The sequence below is a fragment of the Cupriavidus consociatus genome, assembly GCF_017814975.1.
GTDB classification, from domain to species: domain Bacteria; phylum Pseudomonadota; class Gammaproteobacteria; order Burkholderiales; family Burkholderiaceae; genus Cupriavidus; species Cupriavidus consociatus.
Genome location: NZ_JAGIQA010000023.1, coordinates 64,288 through 82,601, shown reverse-complemented (window position 1 = coordinate 82,601; position 18,314 = coordinate 64,288). Strand labels below are relative to the sequence as shown.

The 18,314-nt window shown below is 68.0% G+C and carries 13 protein-coding genes; 10 read left to right on the top strand and 3 right to left on the bottom strand.

Features of this window, described 5'->3' with window-relative positions; all coding sequences use genetic code 11:
• Nucleotides 1–481: 481 nt before the first annotated feature.
• Together J8I82_RS26825 and J8I82_RS26820 are read left to right on the top strand one after the other, a co-directional pair.
• A complete protein-coding gene (locus tag J8I82_RS26825) occupies nucleotides 482–838 on the top strand; it encodes a hypothetical protein (RefSeq protein WP_431831582.1) in 357 nt (118 codons plus the stop codon).
• 119 nt (nucleotides 839–957) lie between these two features.
• Entirely contained in the window at nucleotides 958–2,325 is a 1,368-nt protein-coding gene (locus tag J8I82_RS26820) for a sigma-54 dependent transcriptional regulator (protein ID WP_209761871.1), read from the top strand.
• A 160-nt stretch (nucleotides 2,326–2,485) separates the two neighbouring features.
• Here J8I82_RS26820 and J8I82_RS26815 read toward each other — a convergent pair whose 3' ends face one another.
• The gene (locus J8I82_RS26815) at nucleotides 2,486–2,893 is read right to left on the bottom strand and encodes a hypothetical protein (protein WP_209761870.1); all 408 of its coding nucleotides are present in this window, start codon (nucleotides 2,891–2,893) and stop codon (nucleotides 2,486–2,488) included.
• Between the two features lie 1,251 nt (nucleotides 2,894–4,144).
• On the opposite strand from J8I82_RS26815, the gene J8I82_RS26810 reads away from it, so the two are divergent.
• Both J8I82_RS26810 and J8I82_RS26805 read left to right on the top strand, forming a co-directional pair.
• On the top strand, nucleotides 4,145–5,161 hold the full coding sequence (locus J8I82_RS26810; RefSeq protein ID WP_431831581.1) for a YihY/virulence factor BrkB family protein: 1,017 nt from the start codon (nucleotides 4,145–4,147) through the stop codon (nucleotides 5,159–5,161).
• 115 nt (nucleotides 5,162–5,276) lie between these two features.
• Complete coding sequence (locus tag J8I82_RS26805; protein WP_209761869.1) at nucleotides 5,277–6,890, top strand: peptide chain release factor 3; 1,614 nt, start codon at nucleotides 5,277–5,279, stop codon at nucleotides 6,888–6,890.
• 65 nt (nucleotides 6,891–6,955) lie between these two features.
• Here J8I82_RS26805 and J8I82_RS26800 read toward each other — a convergent pair whose 3' ends face one another.
• On the bottom strand, nucleotides 6,956–9,109 hold the full coding sequence (locus J8I82_RS26800; protein ID WP_209761868.1) for a TonB-dependent receptor family protein: 2,154 nt from the start codon (nucleotides 9,107–9,109) through the stop codon (nucleotides 6,956–6,958).
• 324 nt (nucleotides 9,110–9,433) lie between these two features.
• Here J8I82_RS26800 and J8I82_RS26795 point away from each other — a divergent pair, with 324 nt between their 5' ends.
• The 3 genes from J8I82_RS26795 (at nucleotide 9,434) to J8I82_RS26785 (ending at nucleotide 13,058) form a co-directional block, all read left to right on the top strand.
• Nucleotides 9,434–10,681: an MFS transporter gene (locus J8I82_RS26795; RefSeq protein WP_209761867.1), complete on the top strand. Its 1,248-nt coding sequence runs from the start codon at nucleotides 9,434–9,436 to the stop codon at nucleotides 10,679–10,681.
• Nucleotides 10,682–10,920: 239 nt separating this feature from the next.
• Nucleotides 10,921–11,811, top strand: coding sequence for a helix-turn-helix domain-containing protein (locus J8I82_RS26790; protein WP_209761866.1), 891 nt, complete (start codon nucleotides 10,921–10,923; stop codon nucleotides 11,809–11,811).
• Between the two features lie 284 nt (nucleotides 11,812–12,095).
• Nucleotides 12,096–13,058, top strand: coding sequence for a mechanosensitive ion channel family protein (locus J8I82_RS26785; RefSeq protein WP_209761865.1), 963 nt, complete (start codon nucleotides 12,096–12,098; stop codon nucleotides 13,056–13,058).
• Here J8I82_RS26785 and edd read toward each other — a convergent pair.
• Nucleotides 13,055–14,890, bottom strand: coding sequence for a phosphogluconate dehydratase (gene edd, locus J8I82_RS26780; RefSeq protein ID WP_209761864.1), 1,836 nt, complete (start codon nucleotides 14,888–14,890; stop codon nucleotides 13,055–13,057). The two genes, J8I82_RS26785 and edd, sit on opposite strands and share 4 nt — an antisense overlap.
• 197 nt (nucleotides 14,891–15,087) lie before the next feature.
• Between edd and zwf the strand changes: the two genes are divergently transcribed.
• Genes zwf through glk form a run of 3 tightly spaced genes read left to right on the top strand, consistent with a single transcriptional unit; the run spans nucleotide 15,088 to nucleotide 18,314 of the window.
• On the top strand, nucleotides 15,088–16,554 hold the full coding sequence (zwf, locus tag J8I82_RS26775; protein WP_209761863.1) for a glucose-6-phosphate dehydrogenase: 1,467 nt from the start codon (nucleotides 15,088–15,090) through the stop codon (nucleotides 16,552–16,554).
• Nucleotides 16,555–16,569: 15 nt separating this feature from the next.
• Nucleotides 16,570–17,250, top strand: a complete 681-nt coding sequence (gene pgl, locus J8I82_RS26770) for a 6-phosphogluconolactonase (RefSeq protein WP_209761862.1) — start codon at nucleotides 16,570–16,572, stop codon at nucleotides 17,248–17,250.
• Nucleotides 17,251–17,279: 29 nt separating this feature from the next.
• Entirely contained in the window at nucleotides 17,280–18,314 is a 1,035-nt protein-coding gene (glk, locus tag J8I82_RS26765) for a glucokinase (RefSeq protein ID WP_209761861.1), read from the top strand.

Below are 18,314 nucleotides of genomic sequence, written 5' to 3'. Positions count from 1 at the left end.
GCCGGAGTGGCGGTGTGCAGGCCGGCTCATTCCAAAGTATGAGATTGGGTGTAGGTCACCCACGCAGGGCTGGACAAACCGCCCCAAATGCACTGAACTATAGGCGTGGCAAAGAGGGGCGCGGCAAGGCGCCCCTTCTTGACTCCGGTGCATGCGGCTGGATTGCCGGAGCACACCGAGCGCGCGTTGGCGCCGTCCGCCAGTCGGTGGACATCTCGGATGAGACCGCCAGGCAAGGCGGCAGGGCCACGACCAGGGAGCGTGCGGAAAACACGTGCGCCACGCAGAGACAAATAATTCCAAGACTGACAAGTGGTATCCGCAGACGTGTAGTGCCGGGGGATGTTGTTCAACGGGGATAATCATGACCGCAGGAGAGATCCGGCGACCCGCCATCGGGCCCGTCAGGGAGTCCATAAGCCGATCCACTAGCCGATCCATTCACCACGCCTGGGCTGCTCTGGGGGAAGCCGCAGGCGAAATGCCCGCAAACCACGCCAGCCACGATGGCGCCACTGCCGACGTGGCGGCCCTGCTGGCTGATGACAGCGCGCTCAGCGAGAGCGCCCGTGCCGCGGTGGAAAACCTGCTGCGCCGCCATCGCCTGCTGGAGGGCGAGCTGGCACGCCAGCGCGCCATGCTGCAGGAATGGATCCTGAGCCAGCTCACCTACAAGTCGCTCTACTACCAGTACTCCGGACAGACGCCCGAGGCACCGCGCGTAGAGCTGATGCGTGAGAAGGAGGCGGTGCGGCGACGCATCCGCGAACAGCTCCAGGGGGGCAGCGGCTATCTCGCCGCGCCCGAAGTGCCGTCCCGCAGTTTGTCCACCTCGTGATACCGACGTTGCTGGCGGGCGCCAACCCGCAGCCAGTCCAGCCCCAGTCCGCGCCACGGCCACAGGCCCAGGCGCCGGGTGCCGGAACCAAGAACAAGCCGAACGTCCGGGAGATCGTGATGGACCGACTGTGCAAGGCGCCACGCACTGCGCAGATCGTGGTCGTGTCGCGTCATGAAGATTTTGGTTTTGACCCGTCCAGCTTCGGACCGGGATGGGAACTGCGCCGCGTGCAGCAGATCCGCGACGTCGAACGCGTGGTGCGCGCGAGCCCGCCAAGCGCTGGCGTGATCGACCTGCAGGCGGAATACAGCGATGCCGAGCTCGGCCAGCTCGAACTCGCGCTGCAGCATCTGCATGTCACCTGGGTGGCCATCACCTGCGACGCGATGCTTGCCGACGAGCGCGTGCGCAGGCTGATCCGCGATTATTGCGTGGACTACGTGCGCACGCCGTTCTCGGTGCAGGAGCTGATCTACACGCTCAAGCACGCGCACGGCATGGCGTCGCTGCATGGCGCGCGCGTGCAGGAGACGGCGTCGCGCGGCACCATGATCGGCGAGTGCGCGGCCATGCGCGCCATGTTCCGCTCGCTGGCCAAGGTGGCACACAACGAGGCGCCGGTATTCATCTCCGGCGAATCCGGCACCGGCAAGGAACTGGCCGCTCAGGCGATCCACGATGCCTCGAGCCGGCGCAAGGGGCCGTTCATTGCCATCAACTGCGGCGCCATCCCCTCGCACCTGGTGCAGTCCGAACTGTTCGGCTACGAGAAGGGCGCGTTCACTGGCGCCAACCAGCGCAAGATCGGCTGGATCGAGCAGGCGCAGGGCGGCACGCTGTTTCTCGACGAAATCGGCGACCTGCCGCTGGAAAGCCAGGTGGCGCTGCTGCGCTTTCTGCAGCAGGGCACCATCACGCGACTCGGCGGGCACCAGTCGATCCCGCTGAACCTGCGCATCATCTCGGCCACGCACGTGGACCTGGTGGCTGCGCAGGGCGACGGACGCTTCCGCTCCGACCTGTTCCACCGGCTGTGTGTGCTGACGCTGAGCATTCCGCCGCTGCGCGAGCGCGGCGAGGACATCCTCCAGCTGGCCAACGCCGTGCTGACCGAGCACGGGCACGAGGCGCACCGGCGCATCCGCGGCTTCTCGGCATGCGCGACCCAGGCGATGATGCAGTACGCGTGGCCGGGCAACGTGCGCGAGCTGATCAACCGTGTGCGCCGCGCCATCGTGATGACCGACAACCGCAAGATCACGGCCGAGGACCTGCAGCTGCACGGCGGTGCCGAACTGCCGCGCAAGACCCTCGACGCGATCCGCGAGGAGGCCGAGCGCGAGGCGATCCGCAACGTGATGGCCAGCCATGGCTTCCACGTGGTGCCCGCCGCGCGCGAACTCAACGTATCGCGCGTAACCCTGTACCGGCTGATGCACAAGCACAATATCCGCGTGGAGAGCCAGCCCGCCGCGGGGGAGTAGGCCGGCAAGCCACTGCGCCAGCGCCGGCTGCCACTGTTTGTTGCGATTGAGCGGCTATTGGGTGGGCGCCGCGCTTTCGAGCACCAGGCTGCGCGCCACAGGAAAGGGGAACCGCCGACGTCCGCTCGCCGGTTCCGCCTTTCCCCGTGCCCGTGGCACGTCAGCGCACAACCGCTCGAGGCTGGACGGCCGCGCCTCCTCCAATGGTCCCATCAGCCGGGACGGCGGCGAGATTCATGCTGATCTTCCCGCGCGGCGTGCGCGGCGGGCCGTTGTCGTCCCGTTGCAGCCAGGGCGGCGCGTCGCGCCGGTCCGGGTAGTCGCGCGCCTGCCGGCGGCCTTGCGGCGCCGCAGGTGCGGCCGGGCCCGGCGAGGTGTCCTGCTGCATACGCAGTTCGCCCCACGCCCAGCCGAAGCCGCGCACATAAACATCATTGCTGACCGCCGCGTGACTGTTGGCGCTGGCGTCGTCGGGACGATCGAACCAGGCATAGCTGGCTGCCACGGCAGGGGCCGAGAAGACCGCCAAGGCGGCCAGCACGCCTGCGGCAGGGGTTGCGGCTTTCATGGTGTCTTCTCCTCGTGGAAAAAAGTGCCCGCCGGGGGACGGAGCACAAATCCGCGCCGGCACGCTGGCCCGCGTGCCACTTGATTTCGCACCTGCTCCCGGTCAGGCGCGCCGCTTCCCGGCAGGACGCCTGGCGGCTGCGCGCGTGCAGGACGGACCCCTGGCCCGGCGCGCACCGCCGGGGCACGGTGCGCTGGCCGTATCCAGCTGTGCCGGCTCGACCCGCGCGCGCGGGTAGGGCAGCAGCGGCGGCGAAAGCAGGTCCGTCACCGTAGGCGGGGGCCCCGCCAACCGGTATGAGCGCCGGCGCGCCGTCATGCGTGAAGGCGGATGACGCATGGCTGGTCTCTCTCCGCAGTAGTGGCTGGTTGATGGTCCGGACGCGTAGCGCCCCTGCGAATGCTGAGCGACAAGTGTGCCAATGGCCGCAAAGGCTTGTGCCATGCGGGTTTGCGGCCCGCCCGGCCGCGCCGCGCGCGGCGGCGGCGGCGCTACGGGACCATTCGGTTTCGTCGTTGCAACGCGTGCGGCCAGCGCCACCGCTGGCCGCCGCCGCGCATGTGCGCGCATGGCCGCCTGATACCCACGCCGGGTGCGGGATAGCGCGCCCGGGCAGCGGCGCATTCTTCGCACTGCACCGGGTTGCATCTTTGAAACCGGAGTTACTTCAGCCTTGCATTGGCGTAACAGCGGGGAACACGGCGGAATGACGAGAGCCCGGTGTTCAGGACCCAGAGTGCCGAGTCCTGGAGATCAGCGGGCGCGCTGTCCGCCTGGCTCCGTCGCGAAGTACGGCCCAGTACGCAGAAACGGGTACGCGGCGTCCTCCGGGGCAGGGCGCATCAACGTGTCAGCGGGCCTGGCCCGGCGGGCTGGGGGCAGCCGGCTGAGCGGCCGCGGCGGATGAGGTCGTGGCAGTGCCTGAGATGGGTTTGGGGCCGGGCTGGCTGCGCTCGCAGCCGGCAACGCCCAGCATCCCGACCACGAGCATGGCGGCCACCGGGCGTACGGAGAGGAAACGGATCACGGATGCCTCCTTGCGCCGGCGCGCTGGCACCGATGCGCCGGCAGGTGTGCCTGGTCTTACTGTAGCAGGTCGCCCGGGGGTGCCTGCTTGGGCAAGCCGCGCGATGCGCAGTATGATGAACGCAAGCACGCTCGCTGCCGGAGCGTCCCGCGGCCCGCTCGCGCCACGCATTCCGGTTATCCGTCACAGCGTACCAGGCGCCCGAACCGGGCAAACCCAAGGCCGTGAACGACAACTCCGAACACCGACCCGCATCGTCCCCTGGCAGCGACGCCCCGCAGCCGCGACCCCACCGCCCTCACTGGCTGCCGGACCGCCACACCGGCGCGCGCACGCTGCGCGTGGTCACCGCGGCGGTGGCCTCCTGGTTCGACCACCGCGCCGCCAGCAAGGGCGCGGCGCTGTCCTTCTACATGCTGTTTTCGCTGGCGCCGATCCTGGTACTGGTGATCTCGATCGCGGGCCTGTTCTTCGGCGCCGAGGCCGCGCGCGGCGAGATCTTCATGCAGATCGAAGGGCTGGTCGGCGAACAGGGCGCCACGGCGATCCAGCAGATCCTGGCCGCCACGCACCGCGCCGGCGGCAGCGGCATGGCCGCGCTGATTGCCATGGGCATCCTGTTTGTCGGCGCCACCAGCGCCTTTGCCGAACTCAAGAGCAGCCTCGACGACATCTGGCATGTGCCGGTACCCAAGACCGCAGGCTGGCAGACGCTGCTGCGCGCGCGCCTGCTGTCGTTCAGCCTGGTGCTGGTGCTGGCCTTCATGCTGCTGGTGTCGCTGATCGTCAATGCCGCGCTGGCGGTGGTCGAGCGCATCTGGGGCCAGTTGTGGACGCAATCCTGGTTCGCCCCGGTGGCTGATGTGATTTCGACGGCGTTTTCCTTTGCGGTCGTGACTGCGCTGTTCGCGGTGATCTTCAAGATGCTGCCCAACGCGCGCATCGCCTGGCGCGACGTCACCATGGGTGCCGTCATTACCGCGCTGCTGTTCTCGGTGGGCAAGCGGCTGATCGGCCTCTATCTGGGCAATAGTGCCGTGGCCTCCTCCTACGGCGCGGCGGGCTCGGTGGTGGCGCTGATGCTGTGGATCTACTACTCGGCGCAGATCTTCTTCTTTGGCGCCGAGCTGACGCGCCAGTACGCGCTGCAGTTCGGCAGCCTGCGCGGCGTGCCGGGCATGGGAGGGGAGGGGGATGGCAAGCGCGAAGGCAAAACCCCGGCCTGGCCCGCGAACCGGTAAAATAGCGCCCCATTCCTTCCGTAAGTCCCGCAGGGCCCGGCGCAGTGCCGCCTGCGGCGGCGCCGGTCCGGGTGCCGGCTGATGCCGCACCCTCTACTTTTCCCAGCCAGATTCCGTGAGCTCGCTCGTATCCGAAATTGCGCGTCGACGCACCTTTGCCATCATTTCCCACCCCGACGCGGGCAAGACGACCCTGACCGAAAAGCTGCTGTGGTTCGGCGGCGCCATCCAGGTCGCGGGCGAGGTGCGCGCGCGCAAGGCCGACCGCCATGCCACCTCCGACTGGATGGAACTGGAAAAGCAGCGCGGCATCTCGGTGACCTCGTCGGTGATGCAGTTCCCGTACCGCCGCGGACATGCCAGCAACGGCGCGGATAGCAGCGCGCAAGAGAACATCGTCAACCTGCTCGACACGCCGGGCCACGAGGACTTCTCGGAAGACACCTACCGCACGCTGACGGCGGTCGACTCGGCCGTGATGGTGATCGACTCGGTCAACGGCGTGGAAGCGCAGACCATCAAGCTGCTCAACGTCTGCCGCCTGCGCGACACGCCCATCCTCACCTTCATCAACAAGCTCGACCGCGAGGGCCGCTCGCCGATCGAGCTGCTCGATGAAATCGAAGACGTGCTGCAGATCCAGTGCGCGCCGATGACCTGGCCGATCGGCATGGGCAAGCAGTTCCGCGGCGTGTACCACCTGATCGACGACAAGGTGCAGCTGTTCGACCCGAAAGGCGACAAGGGCACCGCGGCGATCCTGGACGGCCTGGATAACCCGGAACTGGACCGCATCCTCGGCAGCCAGGCCGAGGAGTTGCGCGTCGAGATCGAACTGGTGCGCGGCGCGTCGCACACCTTCGACAAGGAAGCGTTCCTTGCCGGCAAGCAGACCCCGGTCTACTTTGGCTCGGCGATCAACAACTTCGGCGTCCAGTCGCTGCTGGACGCACTGTGCGAGCTCTCGCCGCCGCCGCTGGCGCGCAGCACCGACACGCGCGTGGTCGAGCCGAACGAAGGCAAGTTCACCGGCTTCGTCTTCAAGATCCAGGCCAACATGGACCCGCGCCACCGCGACCGCATCGCCTTCGTGCGCGTATGCTCGGGCCGCTTCGAGCGCGGCATGAAGCTGCTGCACGTCTCCGCCAGCAAGACCGTGGCGATCAACAACGCCATCACCTTCATGGCGCAGGACCGCAACACGACGGAAGAGGCCTACGCCGGCGACATCATCGGCGTGCCCAACCACGGCACCATCCGCCTGGGCGATGTCTTCACCGAAGGCGAGCCGCTGAAGTTCACCGGCATCCCGTCGTTCGCGCCGGAATTCTTCCGCCGCGCGCGCCTGAACAACCCGCTCAAGGTCAAGCAACTGCAGAAGGGCCTGCAGCAGCTGGCGGAAGAGGGCGCGACGCAAATGTTCCGTCCGCTCGTCTCCAACGACCTGGTGCTGGGCGCGGTCGGTATCCTGCAGTTCGACGTGGTGGCGCACCGGCTCGAGCATGAGTACGGCGTCGATGCCATCTTCGAGTCGCACGAGTGCGCCACGGCGCGCTGGCTCAAGGGTTCGCCCGCGGAGATCGAGAAGCTGATCGCCAAGGCCGGGCATAACGTGGCGCTGGACGGCGCGGGCGACCATGTTTACCTGGCGCCGAGCATGGTGAACCTGCGGCTGACGCAGGAGCGGTTCCCGGAGCTGCAGTTCCTGGAGACGCGCGAGATCGTCTGATCGCGTACCCAGGCGGCAACAAGCAAAACGGCTCGCCTTGGCGAGCCGTTTTTTCTGAAGCTGGCTTAATAGGCCAGCGATGCCTGGATATAGAACGTGCGCGGCATCCCCACATACTTGCCCGCATTGTTGTCCGTCGAGCGCGTGAAATAGCGCTTGTCGAACAGGTTCTTCACCCCCACCGCCACCTTCAGGTTCTGCGCCGACTTGCCGAAGTCGTAGCCCAGCCGCATGTTCAGCAATGCGTAGCCAGGGATATCGCCCAGCGCGCCATTGGCGCTCTCCGCGGTCTGGTACGTGGTCGACGTGCTCGGGTCGCCCGGCGAATGCTGCTTTGACTGCGCGTAGCCGTCGATATTGAATGCCCAGCGGTTGCGCGCATAGCGCATGCCCACGGTAGCCACATGCCGCGAATAGAACGGCAGGTCGCGCCCGGCGAAGTTGCCCTGGTTGTAGGTGGCTTCGGTGAAGGTGTAGGTCGCGTACGCCGACAGGCCGGCCAGCGACTTGTCGAGCGCGCCGAAGTCATAGCGCAGCGACGATTCCACGCCGCGGTGCGTGGTGGCGCCGAGGTTGGTCCACGCATCCGGCGCGCCGCCGGTGCCGCCGCGCAGCTGCAGTTCGTCGTCGAAGTCGATATTGAACAGCGTCAGCTCGCCGCCCCAGCCGTTGCTGTTGAAGTGCGTGCCGATTTCGTACGTCTTTGCCTTCTCGGGCGTCAGGCCGTTGGTGGTCTGCGCGATCTGGAAGTACTGCAGCGGCCCGAACGAGACGCCGGCGTTGGCGAACAGTTTCCACTGGTCGCTGACGTGATACATCACCGCCAGCGACGGCAGCGGCTCGTTGGACGAGACATCGTTGCGCGCGCCGGTGAAGTTGTCGGTCACGTACGAACGGATGAATTCGTAGCGCAGGCCCGGCGTGATGGTCCAGCTGCCGACGTTGATGGTGTCGTCGATATAGACCGCGTTGGCGGTGGTGCCGCCCGTGCGCGACTGATACACCGGCGACGGCAGCGTGGTCGGATCGATGGCGCCCGGCGTGTAGAACACCGTGCGCGAGGCCTTCTCGTCGCTGGCTTCGCGCAGGAAGCGGTAGCCGACGCTGACCTCGTGGCTCATGTTCTCGCCGCGGAACAGCTGCGAATAGCGCGGCTCGATCGCGAACGTATGGTAGTTGCGCGGCGCCGAGGTCAGCCGGCGCAGGTTGGCCGATGCGCCCGTGCCTTGCTGCTCGATGTTGCTGCCGCGGAAGCTGTCGGTGTAGTACGTCAGCACCTCGAACTTGCGGTTGTTGTCGTTGTGGCTGTACTTCAGGCTGAAGTCGTTGCGGCGGCCGTCGAAATTGTCGTAGGGCCGCACCGACTGGAACGGATCGGCCGCGTACTGCGCCGCCGTCAGGCCGCCGGGCATGCCGGCCCTGCCCTCGTAGTAGTGGAAGGCCGCGCTCAGTTCGTCGGTCTTGGAGATCCGGTAGTTGCCCTTGAGCATCAGGTCGTCGATATTGACGTGGTCGTTGCTCTCGCGATAGCCATTGCCGTGGATGCCCGAATAAAGCAGCGCACCGCCCAGCCCATTGTCGTTGGTGCCGCCGATGAACGCGGTCGGGTTGGTCTTGACGTTGCCGCCGTGGCTGTAGATGTCGGTCGAAACCGAGGCATCGGCCGCGAAGGTCTTCGGGATCGACCGCGTCGCGAAGTTGATGATGCCGCCCACGTTCTGCGGGCCGTAGCGCACCGAACCGGCGCCGCGCACCACATCGATGCTTTCCAGGTTGCCCAGCGACAGCGGTGCCATCGACAGCTGTGGCTGGCCATAAGGCGCCACTGCCAGCGGCACGCCGTCCATCAGGATGGTCGAGCGCGGCGACAGGCGCGACGTCAGGCCACGCACGCCCACGTTCAGCGACACATCGCTGCCGCCGGTGCCGTTGTTCTCCTGCACCTGCACGCCCGGGACTCGGCGCAGCACCTCACGCACGTTGTTGGCGCCGGCTTCCTGGAAGGTCACGCGGTCGACGATGGTGCGGGCACCGGGGTGCTCCAGCACCTTGGCTTCGTCGGCGTCGTCCAGCCAGTTGCCGACCACGGTGACGGCGCTGAGGGTGGTTTCCGCGCTGCCGGTGGCGGTGGCCGGAGCGGCAGTCTGGGCATGGGCGGGGAGGGCGAACAGCAGGGCGGCGCCGAGGGCACCGGCGGTGAGTCGGAAAGCGGGCTGCAAGATGAGGGTCCTGAAAGGCAGCGCAGTCCACTGGCGGATGCGCCGAATGGGGTCGGATTATAGGTGCGAGTGATTCTCAGACGCGATTAGCCAGATCCAAAGGCGGACGTTTGTCGCATCCATGCATCACGGTTGATACATTTGGACCCTGAAAAATGACTAAAAAATAACATCGTCCGTCCGCCAGATCGCAACGCATGCATGTGTATGCACTAATTCAGCGGGCACCGTAAAATCGTGCCTTTATGCCGTCGCGTTGCCGCCGGTATCGCTGTGGCGCCTGCATGGCGCCCCTTCCCTGTCCTACCCCGCCCTCCCGCATTCATGTCTTCCCCTGCCACCGTCCCGGCCGCCGAGCCGAATAGCGTCTTCGGCGACGCCGTGTTCCGCCGTTACTGGTTCGCCCGCCTGTGCACCACGATCGGCTACCAGATCTTTACCGTGGCGGTGGGCTGGCAGATGTATGACCTGACGCGCGACCCGCTGATGCTGGGCATGGTCGGGCTGGTGCAGTTCCTGCCCTCGGTGGTGCTGATCCTGATGTCCGGCCACGTCGCCGACCGTTTCGACCGGCGCCGCATCGTGCGCACCTGCCAGTCGATTGAAGCGCTGCTGGCGGCAGGCATGGCCGTGGCCAGCCTCACCGGCTGGATCGACAGCCATCACATCTTTGTCTTTGTCGCACTGATCGGCGCCACGCGCGCGTTCGAGAACCCCACGCTGCAGGCGCTGTTGCCCAGCGTGGTGACGCCCCGCCAGTTACCACGCGCGGTGGCGCTGGCCAGCTCGGCCGGGCAGACCGCGATCATCATCGGGCCGGCCATCGGCGGCTTCGCCTACGTGGCGGGCCCTGGCGTGGTGTACGCGCTGAGCGCGACGCTGTTCGTCATCGCCGCGGTGCTGGTCAGCGGCATCACGCTGCGCCAGGCCGCGCAGCGGCTGACCGCGCCGGTCAGCGTGAGCACGGTGTTTGCCGGCTTTGCCTATATCCGCAGCCGGCCGGTGCTGCTGGGCGCGATCTCGCTGGACCTGTTCGCGGTGCTGCTGGGCGGCGCGGTGGCACTGCTGCCAATCTACGCGCGCGACATCCTGCATACCGGGCCGTGGGGCCTCGGACTGCTGCGCTCGTCGCCGGCGGTCGGTGCGCTGGTCATGGCGCTGTGGCTGGCGCGCCACCCGCTGAACCGGCGCGCCGGGCGCATCATGTTCGGCGCGGTCGCGCTGTTCGGCGTTGCCACCGTGGTGTTTGGTGTGTCGACGTGGCTGCCGCTGTCGATGGCCGCGCTGGTGGTGCTGGGCGCCTCGGACATGATCAGCGTGGTGGTGCGCTCGACGCTGGTCCAGCTCGATACGCCCGACGACATGCGCGGGCGTGTCGGTGCGGTCAACTCGGTATTCATCGGTGCCTCCAACCAGCTGGGCGAGTTCGAGTCCGGCGTGACCGCAGCGCTGTTCGGCCCGGTGGGCGCGGTGATCCTTGGGGGCGTCGGCACGCTGCTGGTGGTGGCGGTGTGGATGCGGCTGTTCCCGGCACTGGCCTCGCGCGACCAGCTGCATGAACACGCCACCTGACAATCGCAGGACGGTGGCCGCCCCAGGCAAGTCCGGGCCGGCAGGGCCGCGAAGCGTACCCGTTTCTGCGTGTTGCTGTGTGGCTTCTGCATAGTCTCCGTCTGGCTCCCGCATGAGCCGACAGCGCACGGCTGGCGGTATAGTCCTGCCCTGTGCGGCGGCTTTCGGGCCCAACTTTCGTCGCTGAAAGTTGCCCCCCTGACGTCGCCCCCCGGCAGCTCCCTCTCCGTCTTCGCCACATGGCCGCTCCGTCCGACCCGCTCCAGCGCCACGCGGTCTTTGCCGCGCTCACCGGCTCGCGCGCGTCGCTCGAGCGCGCGGCCGTGCTGGGCGATGGGCTGGGCGTGGCGCTATGGCGCAACCGGGACGACGATACCGCCTACGCCCATCCCGGCCATCACACTGTTTCGGTCTACCTGGAAGGCGGCCTTGGCACCTACCGGCGCGATCAGCCCGGCAATAAAGGCGCGCCCGGTCGCCTCTGCCTGTTGCCGGCGGACCATGAGTCGCGCTGGCACGTGGGCGGCCCGCAGCGATTCGTTCATCTGTATTTCAGGCCGGAGATGCTGGCCTGGCACTGCGTGCGCCTGCTCGACCGCGAGCCGCGTTCGGTGGCGCTGCGCGACCTGACCTTTGCCGACGATCCGTTTCTGTACGCGTTGGGCCAGCGGCTGGCCGCGCTCGACTGGCGCCAGCCCGAGGCGCGCATGGCCTGCAACGCTCTGGCGCATGAGGCGGTCAGCCACCTGGTGCTGCAGCATGCGGGGCGCGCTGCGCCGACGGACTGGCGCGGCGGCCTGTCGGCGCAGGCGAGGCGCACGGTGCGCGACTGGATCGAAAGCCATCCCGCGCACAACCCGACCCTCGGCGAACTGGCCGCTCTGGCGGGCCTGTCGGAATTCCACTTCGCGCGCATGTTCCGGGTCTCGTTCGGCATGCCGCCCCATGCCTGGATCCTGCGGGCGCGTGTCGAGCGTGCCCGCCAGCTTCTGGCCGAGCCACGGCCTGGCCTGCACGAAGTGGCCGCGCGTGCCGGGTTTGCCTCGGCCAGCCACCTGAGCCACCGTTTCCGTGCCACGTTTGGGGTCACGCCCGGCACCTGGCGCGCGGGATTGCAGCGCTCCGCGTAATTCGCCGCCAGCCCTTGCCGGGCAAGGGCTGGCGAGACGGCGTACGCACGCCTTGCGGATTGCACGGGAAACCAATTGACGCCCCGATGGTCCCCTTCACTGTGGTGTGCGCCATGTCTTTGTCGGTGATCGTCTGACATCGCTCGCTCAAAAATCACTAATTAAAGGGAAATTCTGGCGGTTCGCCCACTCTCTGCGCGGCCCGCCTCGCCGATGCCAGTACGCAGAAACGGGTACGCAACGCGCTACCCCGCAAACCAACACTAACAATCGGAGCCACCCTCATGGACCTGAACTTCATCGATGCCAACAAACTGGAGGCGGGCTGGGCCTATCTGGTCCAGTTCGCCATCAACCAGGGCATGAACTGCCTGGCGGCGATCCTGATCCTGTTCGCGGGCTGGTGGCTGTCCGGGCGCGTGGCCAATGCGGCCCGGCGCGCGCTGAGCGGTACGCACGTGGATGAAACCATGCGGCCGCTGCTGGCCAATGCGCTGCAGTGGATGGTGCGCGTGCTGACCATCGTGCTGGTGCTGTCGCAGTTCGGCGTGCAGACCGCCAGCATCATCGCCATGCTGGGCGCAGCCGGGCTGGCCATCGGGCTGGCGCTGCAAGGCACGCTGCAGAACATCGCCGCCGGCATCATGCTGGTGCTGCTGCGCCCGTTCCGCGTCGGCCAGTACATCGATGCGCAGGGCGTGGCGGGCACGGTGCGCGAGACGGGCCTGTTCATGACCGAGCTGACTACCTTCGACGGCGTCTGCCTGCGCGTGCCCAACGGCAAGCTGTGGGGCAGCGCGATCACCAACTACAGCGAGAACGCCACGCGCCGCGCCGATATCGAGGCCACGGTGACCTTTGACAGCGATGTGCAGCACAGCCTCGAAGCGCTGCGCCAGATGCTGGCGCGCGAGTCGCGCCTGCTGTCCGAGCCGCGCCCCGAGGCCATGGTGGTCAACTATACGCAGCAGGGCATTACGCTGAACGTGCGCTACTGGACCTCGAACGACGACTACTGGAACGTGCGCTTTGCCTTCTACGAGCGCATCAAGCAAGTGCTGGAGCAAGCGGGCAGCAAGCTGGCGGTGCCGATCCAGGAACTGCACGTGCCGGGCGCGGGCTCGGTGCCCGGCGCCGTCAAGGTGTCCGAGGGCGCGCCGACATCGGCCCAAACCTCGGGGCCAAACCCGGCGCATGCGCGCGCCGCCGGCGCCGCGCCGCGCCAGCCGGTGCAGCGGCTCGGCTAGGCGGTCTTGTCCTCGTCGGCAAACAGCGTGCAGGCACCGCTTTCGGCCGTGCTGACGTTGCTGCGGAAGGCCGCGAACAGGTCGCGGCCGACGCCGTGCCGGTTGGCACTGAGGTCTGGATGCTCCGCTTCGCGCGCGCGCCATTCGTCTGCCGGCACCAGTACATCCAGCACGCCCGCGGGCGCGTCCACGCGCATCAGGTCGCCAGTGCGTACGCGTGCGATCGCGCCACCGCGCAACGCTTCCGGACAGACATGGATCGCCGCCGGCACCTTGCCCGACGCGCCCGACATGCGGCCGTCGGTGACCAGCGCTACATGGAAGCCGCGATCCTGCAGCACCGTCAGCGCCGGCGTCAGCTTGTGCAACTCGGGCATGCCGCACGCGGCCGGACCCTGCCACGGCAGCACCGCGACAAAGTCGCGCTCCAGCTCGCCGCGCTTGAACGCGTGCAGCACGTCGTCCTGATGCGCGAACACGATCGCCGGCGCCTGCACCACCTGATGCTCGGGCTTGACCGCCGAGGTCTTGATGACCGCGCGGCCCAGCTTGCCATCGAGGACCTTGATGCCGCCGTCCGGCGCGAATGGCTGGCCGGCGCTGCGCACGATGCTGTCGTCGAGCGGCGCCGCCGGCCCGTCGATCCAGCCCAGCTTGCCGTCGCGCAGCACCGGCTCGCGCGTATAGTCCTCCAGCCCGCGCCCGAAGATGGTGGTCACGTCGTCGTGCAGCAGTCCCAGCGACAGCAGCCCGCGGATCACCACCGGCAGCCCGCCCGCGGCCTGGAACTGGTTCACGTCGGCCTTGCCATTCGGGTACACGCGCGCCAGCAGCGGCACTACCGCGGACAGTTCGTCAAAGTCGTCCCACCCCAGCACGATGCCGCCCACGCGCGCCATCGCGATCAGGTGCAGCGTATGGTTGGTCGAGCCGCCGGTGGCCAGCAGCCCGACGATGCCGTTGACGAAGGCGCGCTCGTCCAGCACTTCGGCCACCGGCGTGTAGCGCTCGCCGCCATGCACAAGCTTGAGCGCCTGGCGCGCGGCCTCGCGCGTCAGCGCCTCGCGCAGTGGCGTGCCGGGGTTGACGAAGGCGGTGCCCGGCAGGTGCAGCCCCATCATTTCCATCAGCATCTGGTTGGAATTGGCGGTGCCGTAGAAGGTGCAGGTGCCGGGGCCGTGATAGGAGCGGGTCTCGGCCTCGAGCAGTGCCTCGCGCCCGATCTTGCCTTCCGCATAGAGCTGCCGCGTGTGCGCCTTTTCGTCGTTGCTGATGCCGGTGGTCATCGGCCCGCCCGGGACGAACACCGCGGGCAGGTGGCCGAACGACAGCGCGCCCATCACCAGGCCGGGCACGATCTTGTCGCACACGCCCAGGTACAGCGCGGCGTCGAACATCTGGTGCGACAGCGCCACGGCCGAAGCCAGCGCAATCACGTCGCGCGAGAACAGCGACAGGTCCATGCCGTCCTGGCCCTGCGTCACGCCATCGCACATCGCCGGCGTGCCGCCGGCGAACTGCGCGGTGCCGCCCGCCTCGAGCGCCGCCTCCTTGAGCCATTGGGGATAGGCCGCCAGCGGCTGGTGCGCCGACAGCATGTCGTTGTAGGCGGAGACGATCGCCAGGTTGGGCCGCTCGTCGGCCTTCAGCCGGATCTTGGCTTCGTCAGGCATCGCGGCCACCGCGTGGGCCAGGTTGGTACAAGAGAGCTGGGCGCGTTCCACTTTCTGCCCGGCCATGGCGCGGGTGCGGTCCAGATACGCCTGGCGCGTGGCGGCACTGCGGGAGACGATGCGGGCGGTGACCCGCTCGAGCACTGGATGACGTGGCATGGGGTTCTCCTGCGGGGGAGCTTTCAGCCTAGCGCACTTTGCCGGACGCTGCACGCCGGATGCCTGCCAGCGGCCCACGCAGAAATGGGTACGCTTGCCTCGCCAAGCCGTAGCGACTCACGTAAACTGGCCGCAACCCGGCCCGCCATCGCGCGCTGGCCGCGACAACTCGAATCCTCAAGGAGCGCAGGGTGAGCATGCCTGATTTCGACATGGTGCTGTTCGGCGGCACCGGCGACCTGGCGCGGCGCAAGCTGCTGCCTTCCCTGTTCGACGCGCACCACGCCGGCCTGCTGCATCCGGCCGCGCGCATCCTCGCCACGGGCAGCCAGCCCTTGTCGACCGCCGACTATCTCGCGTCACTGGAGCAGACCGTGCGGCCCGCGCTGGCCCATGCGCCGCCGGAGTCATGGGAGAAGTTCTGCGCGCGCATCAGCTACGTGCAGGCCGACGCACGCGTGCCCGCGCATTTCGACGCGCTCGCCGACAAGGTGCTGTCGCGCAAGCCGGAAGTGGTGGTGTGCTATCTCGCCACCGCGCCGCACCTGTTCGTGTCGATCTGCGAACAGCTTGCGCGCACGGGCCTCAATACGCGCGCGTCGCCCAACGTGCCGAACGTACGTATCGTGCTGGAAAAGCCGCTGGGCCACGACCTCGAATCGAACGAGGCGATCAACTCGGCGGTGGCGAATTTCTTCGCCGAAGAGCAGATCTACCGTATCGACCACTACCTCGGCAAGGAGTCGGTGCAGAACCTGATGGCGATCCGCTTCGGCAATGCCCTGTTCGAGCCGCTGTGGCGGCGCGAGTGGGTGCAGGACGTGCAGATCACCATCGCCGAAGAGCTCGGCGTGGAAACGCGCGGCGATTTCTACGACCAGACCGGCGCGCTGCGCGACATGGTGCAGAACCACCTGCTGCAGCTGCTGTGCATGGTCGCGATGGAGCCTCCCGCCAGCCTTTCGGAAGACGCCATCCGCGACGAGAAGATCAAGATCCTGAAGGCACTCAAGCCGATCACGCCGCACGACGTCGCCGAAAAAACCGTGCGCGGCCAGTACCGCGCGGGCGCCATCGGCGGCAAGCCGGTGCCGGGCTACACCGATGAGGCCGGCATCGCGCCAGACAGCCGCACCGAGACCTTTGTCGCGATCAAGGCCGAGATCGCCAACTGGCGCTGGGAAGGCGTGCCGTTCTACCTGCGCACCGGCAAGCGCATGCAGGCGCGCGTGGCCGAGATCGTGATTCACTTCCGCGACGTGCCGCATGCGATCTTCCCGCGCCCGCTGACGCTGTCGCCGCAGAACCGGCTGGTGATCCAGCTGCAGCCCGAGGAAAGCATCCGGCTGTATTGCCTGGTCAAGCAGCCCGGCGACACGCTCGAGCTGACGCCGACCTCGCTCGACCTCGACTTCGCCAACTCGTTCAAGGTACGCCGCGCCGGCGCCTACGAGCGGCTGCTGCTCGATGTGATCCGCGGCCGGCTCGGCCTGTTCGTGCGCCGCGACGAGCAGGTGCAGGCGTGGCGCTGGGTCGAGCCCATCATCGATACCTGGGAAGCCAGCACGGTACCGCCCAAGCCCTACACCGCCGGCACCTGGGGCCCGGCCGCGTCGTCGGCGCTGATGTCGCGCGACGGCGGCTTGTGGCACGAAGAAGCCTGAACCAGAGGAAACAATATGCGCCTGTTCGAACATCCCACCCCAATGGACCAGGCCGAGGCCCTGGCCATCTCGATCAGCAATGCGCTCGAACTCGCCATCCGCGTCAACGGCTGGGCGGTGCTGGCGGTGTCCGGCGGACGCTCGCCGGTGCCGATGTTCGAGCGGCTGCGCTACCGCCCGCTGCGCTGGGACGCGGTGACAGTGACGCTGGTTGACGAACGCGTGGTGCCGCCCGACCACCCCGACAGCAATGCCGCGCTGGTGCGCGCGCACTTGCTGCGCGAGGCCGCCGGCAGTGCCGCCTTTATCCCGCTGGTGGCGGATGCACAGGACGTGGCCGATCCGGCCGCAGCGACGGCGCGCGCCAATCGCGCGTTCCGCCAGCCTGACGTGGTGATACTCGGCATGGGCGAGGATGGCCATACCGCGTCGCTGTTCCCGGACGCGCCCGAACTCCAGGACGCGCTGAGCGATCCGCAGCCAGCTTATTTGCTGACGCATCCGGGCACCGCGCCGCATGCGCGCATCACGCTGAACCTGGCCGCGCTGCTGGCGGCCGAACGCGCATTCCTGTCCGTCACTGGCAAAGCCAAGGCCAAGGTGCTCGAACGCGCGCTGCAGGAGCCGACGCCCACGCTGCCGGTGAGCCTGGTGGCGTCGCGCCACCGGCACGGATTCGACGTGTTCAAGGCCTGAATTCTGATTAAGGGGACGTGACCGACGCCATGGCTGACACCGCCTCCACTTCCGCGACCGCCACCGCCAGCTTCCCGCGGCTGCTCGGCGATGTCGGCGGCACCAACGTGCGCTTCGCGCTCGAGTCCGCGCCGATGCAGATCGGCCCGGTGACCGCGCTCAAGGTCGCCGACTTTCCCTCGCTCGAAGCCGCGCTGCGCCAGTTCCTGGACGGCCTGACGGCCACCGGGCAGCCCGTGCCGCGCCATGCGGCGATCGGGCTGGCCAATCCGGTCACAGGCGACCAGGTCAAGCTGACCAATCACAACTGGTCGTTCTCGATCGAGGGCATGCGCCGCGCGCTCGGTCTGCAGACGCTGGTGGCACTGAACGACTTCACCGCGCTGGCGCTGGCGTTGCCGCACCTGCCGGCGGACGGCCTGGCGCGGGTGCGCGCCGGCACCGCGGTCCTGAACCCGCCGCTGGCGCCGCTGGCGCTGGTGGGACCGGGCACGGGCCTGGGCGTGTCGGGGCTGGTGCCGGCACCGGGCGGGCAGATGGTGGCGCTGGCCGGCGAGGGTGGCCATATGGAACTAATGCCCGCCACCGACGATGAATGGGTGGCATGGCGGGCGGCGCATCGCCAGCTCGGACGGGTGTCCGCGGAAAGGCTGTTGTCGGGCGCGGGGCTGTCGCAGATCCATGCCGCGCTCGCCGCAGAAACGGGTACGCTTTTGCTCGCGCCGCTGCAGCCGGAGCAGGTCACCGACGGCGCTTTCCAGCGCAACGACCCGCTGTGCCAGCGCACCATGACGGTGTTCTTCGGACTGCTGGGTTCGGTCGCGGCCGATATCGCGCTGGTGCTGGGCGCTCGCGGTGGCGTCTATCTGGGCGGCGGCATCCTGCCGCGTTTCGTGCCGGCGCTGCAGGCTTCTTCCTTCGCCGAGCGCTTTGTCGCCAAGGGCCGCATGCGCGGCTGGCTCGAAGACGTGCCGGTCCATGTCGTCACCGCGCGCCACCCAGCGCTGCCCGGGTTGGCGCGGGCGCTGGCCGGGCGCCTGGACCGCGAAGCCGGGAACGCCTAG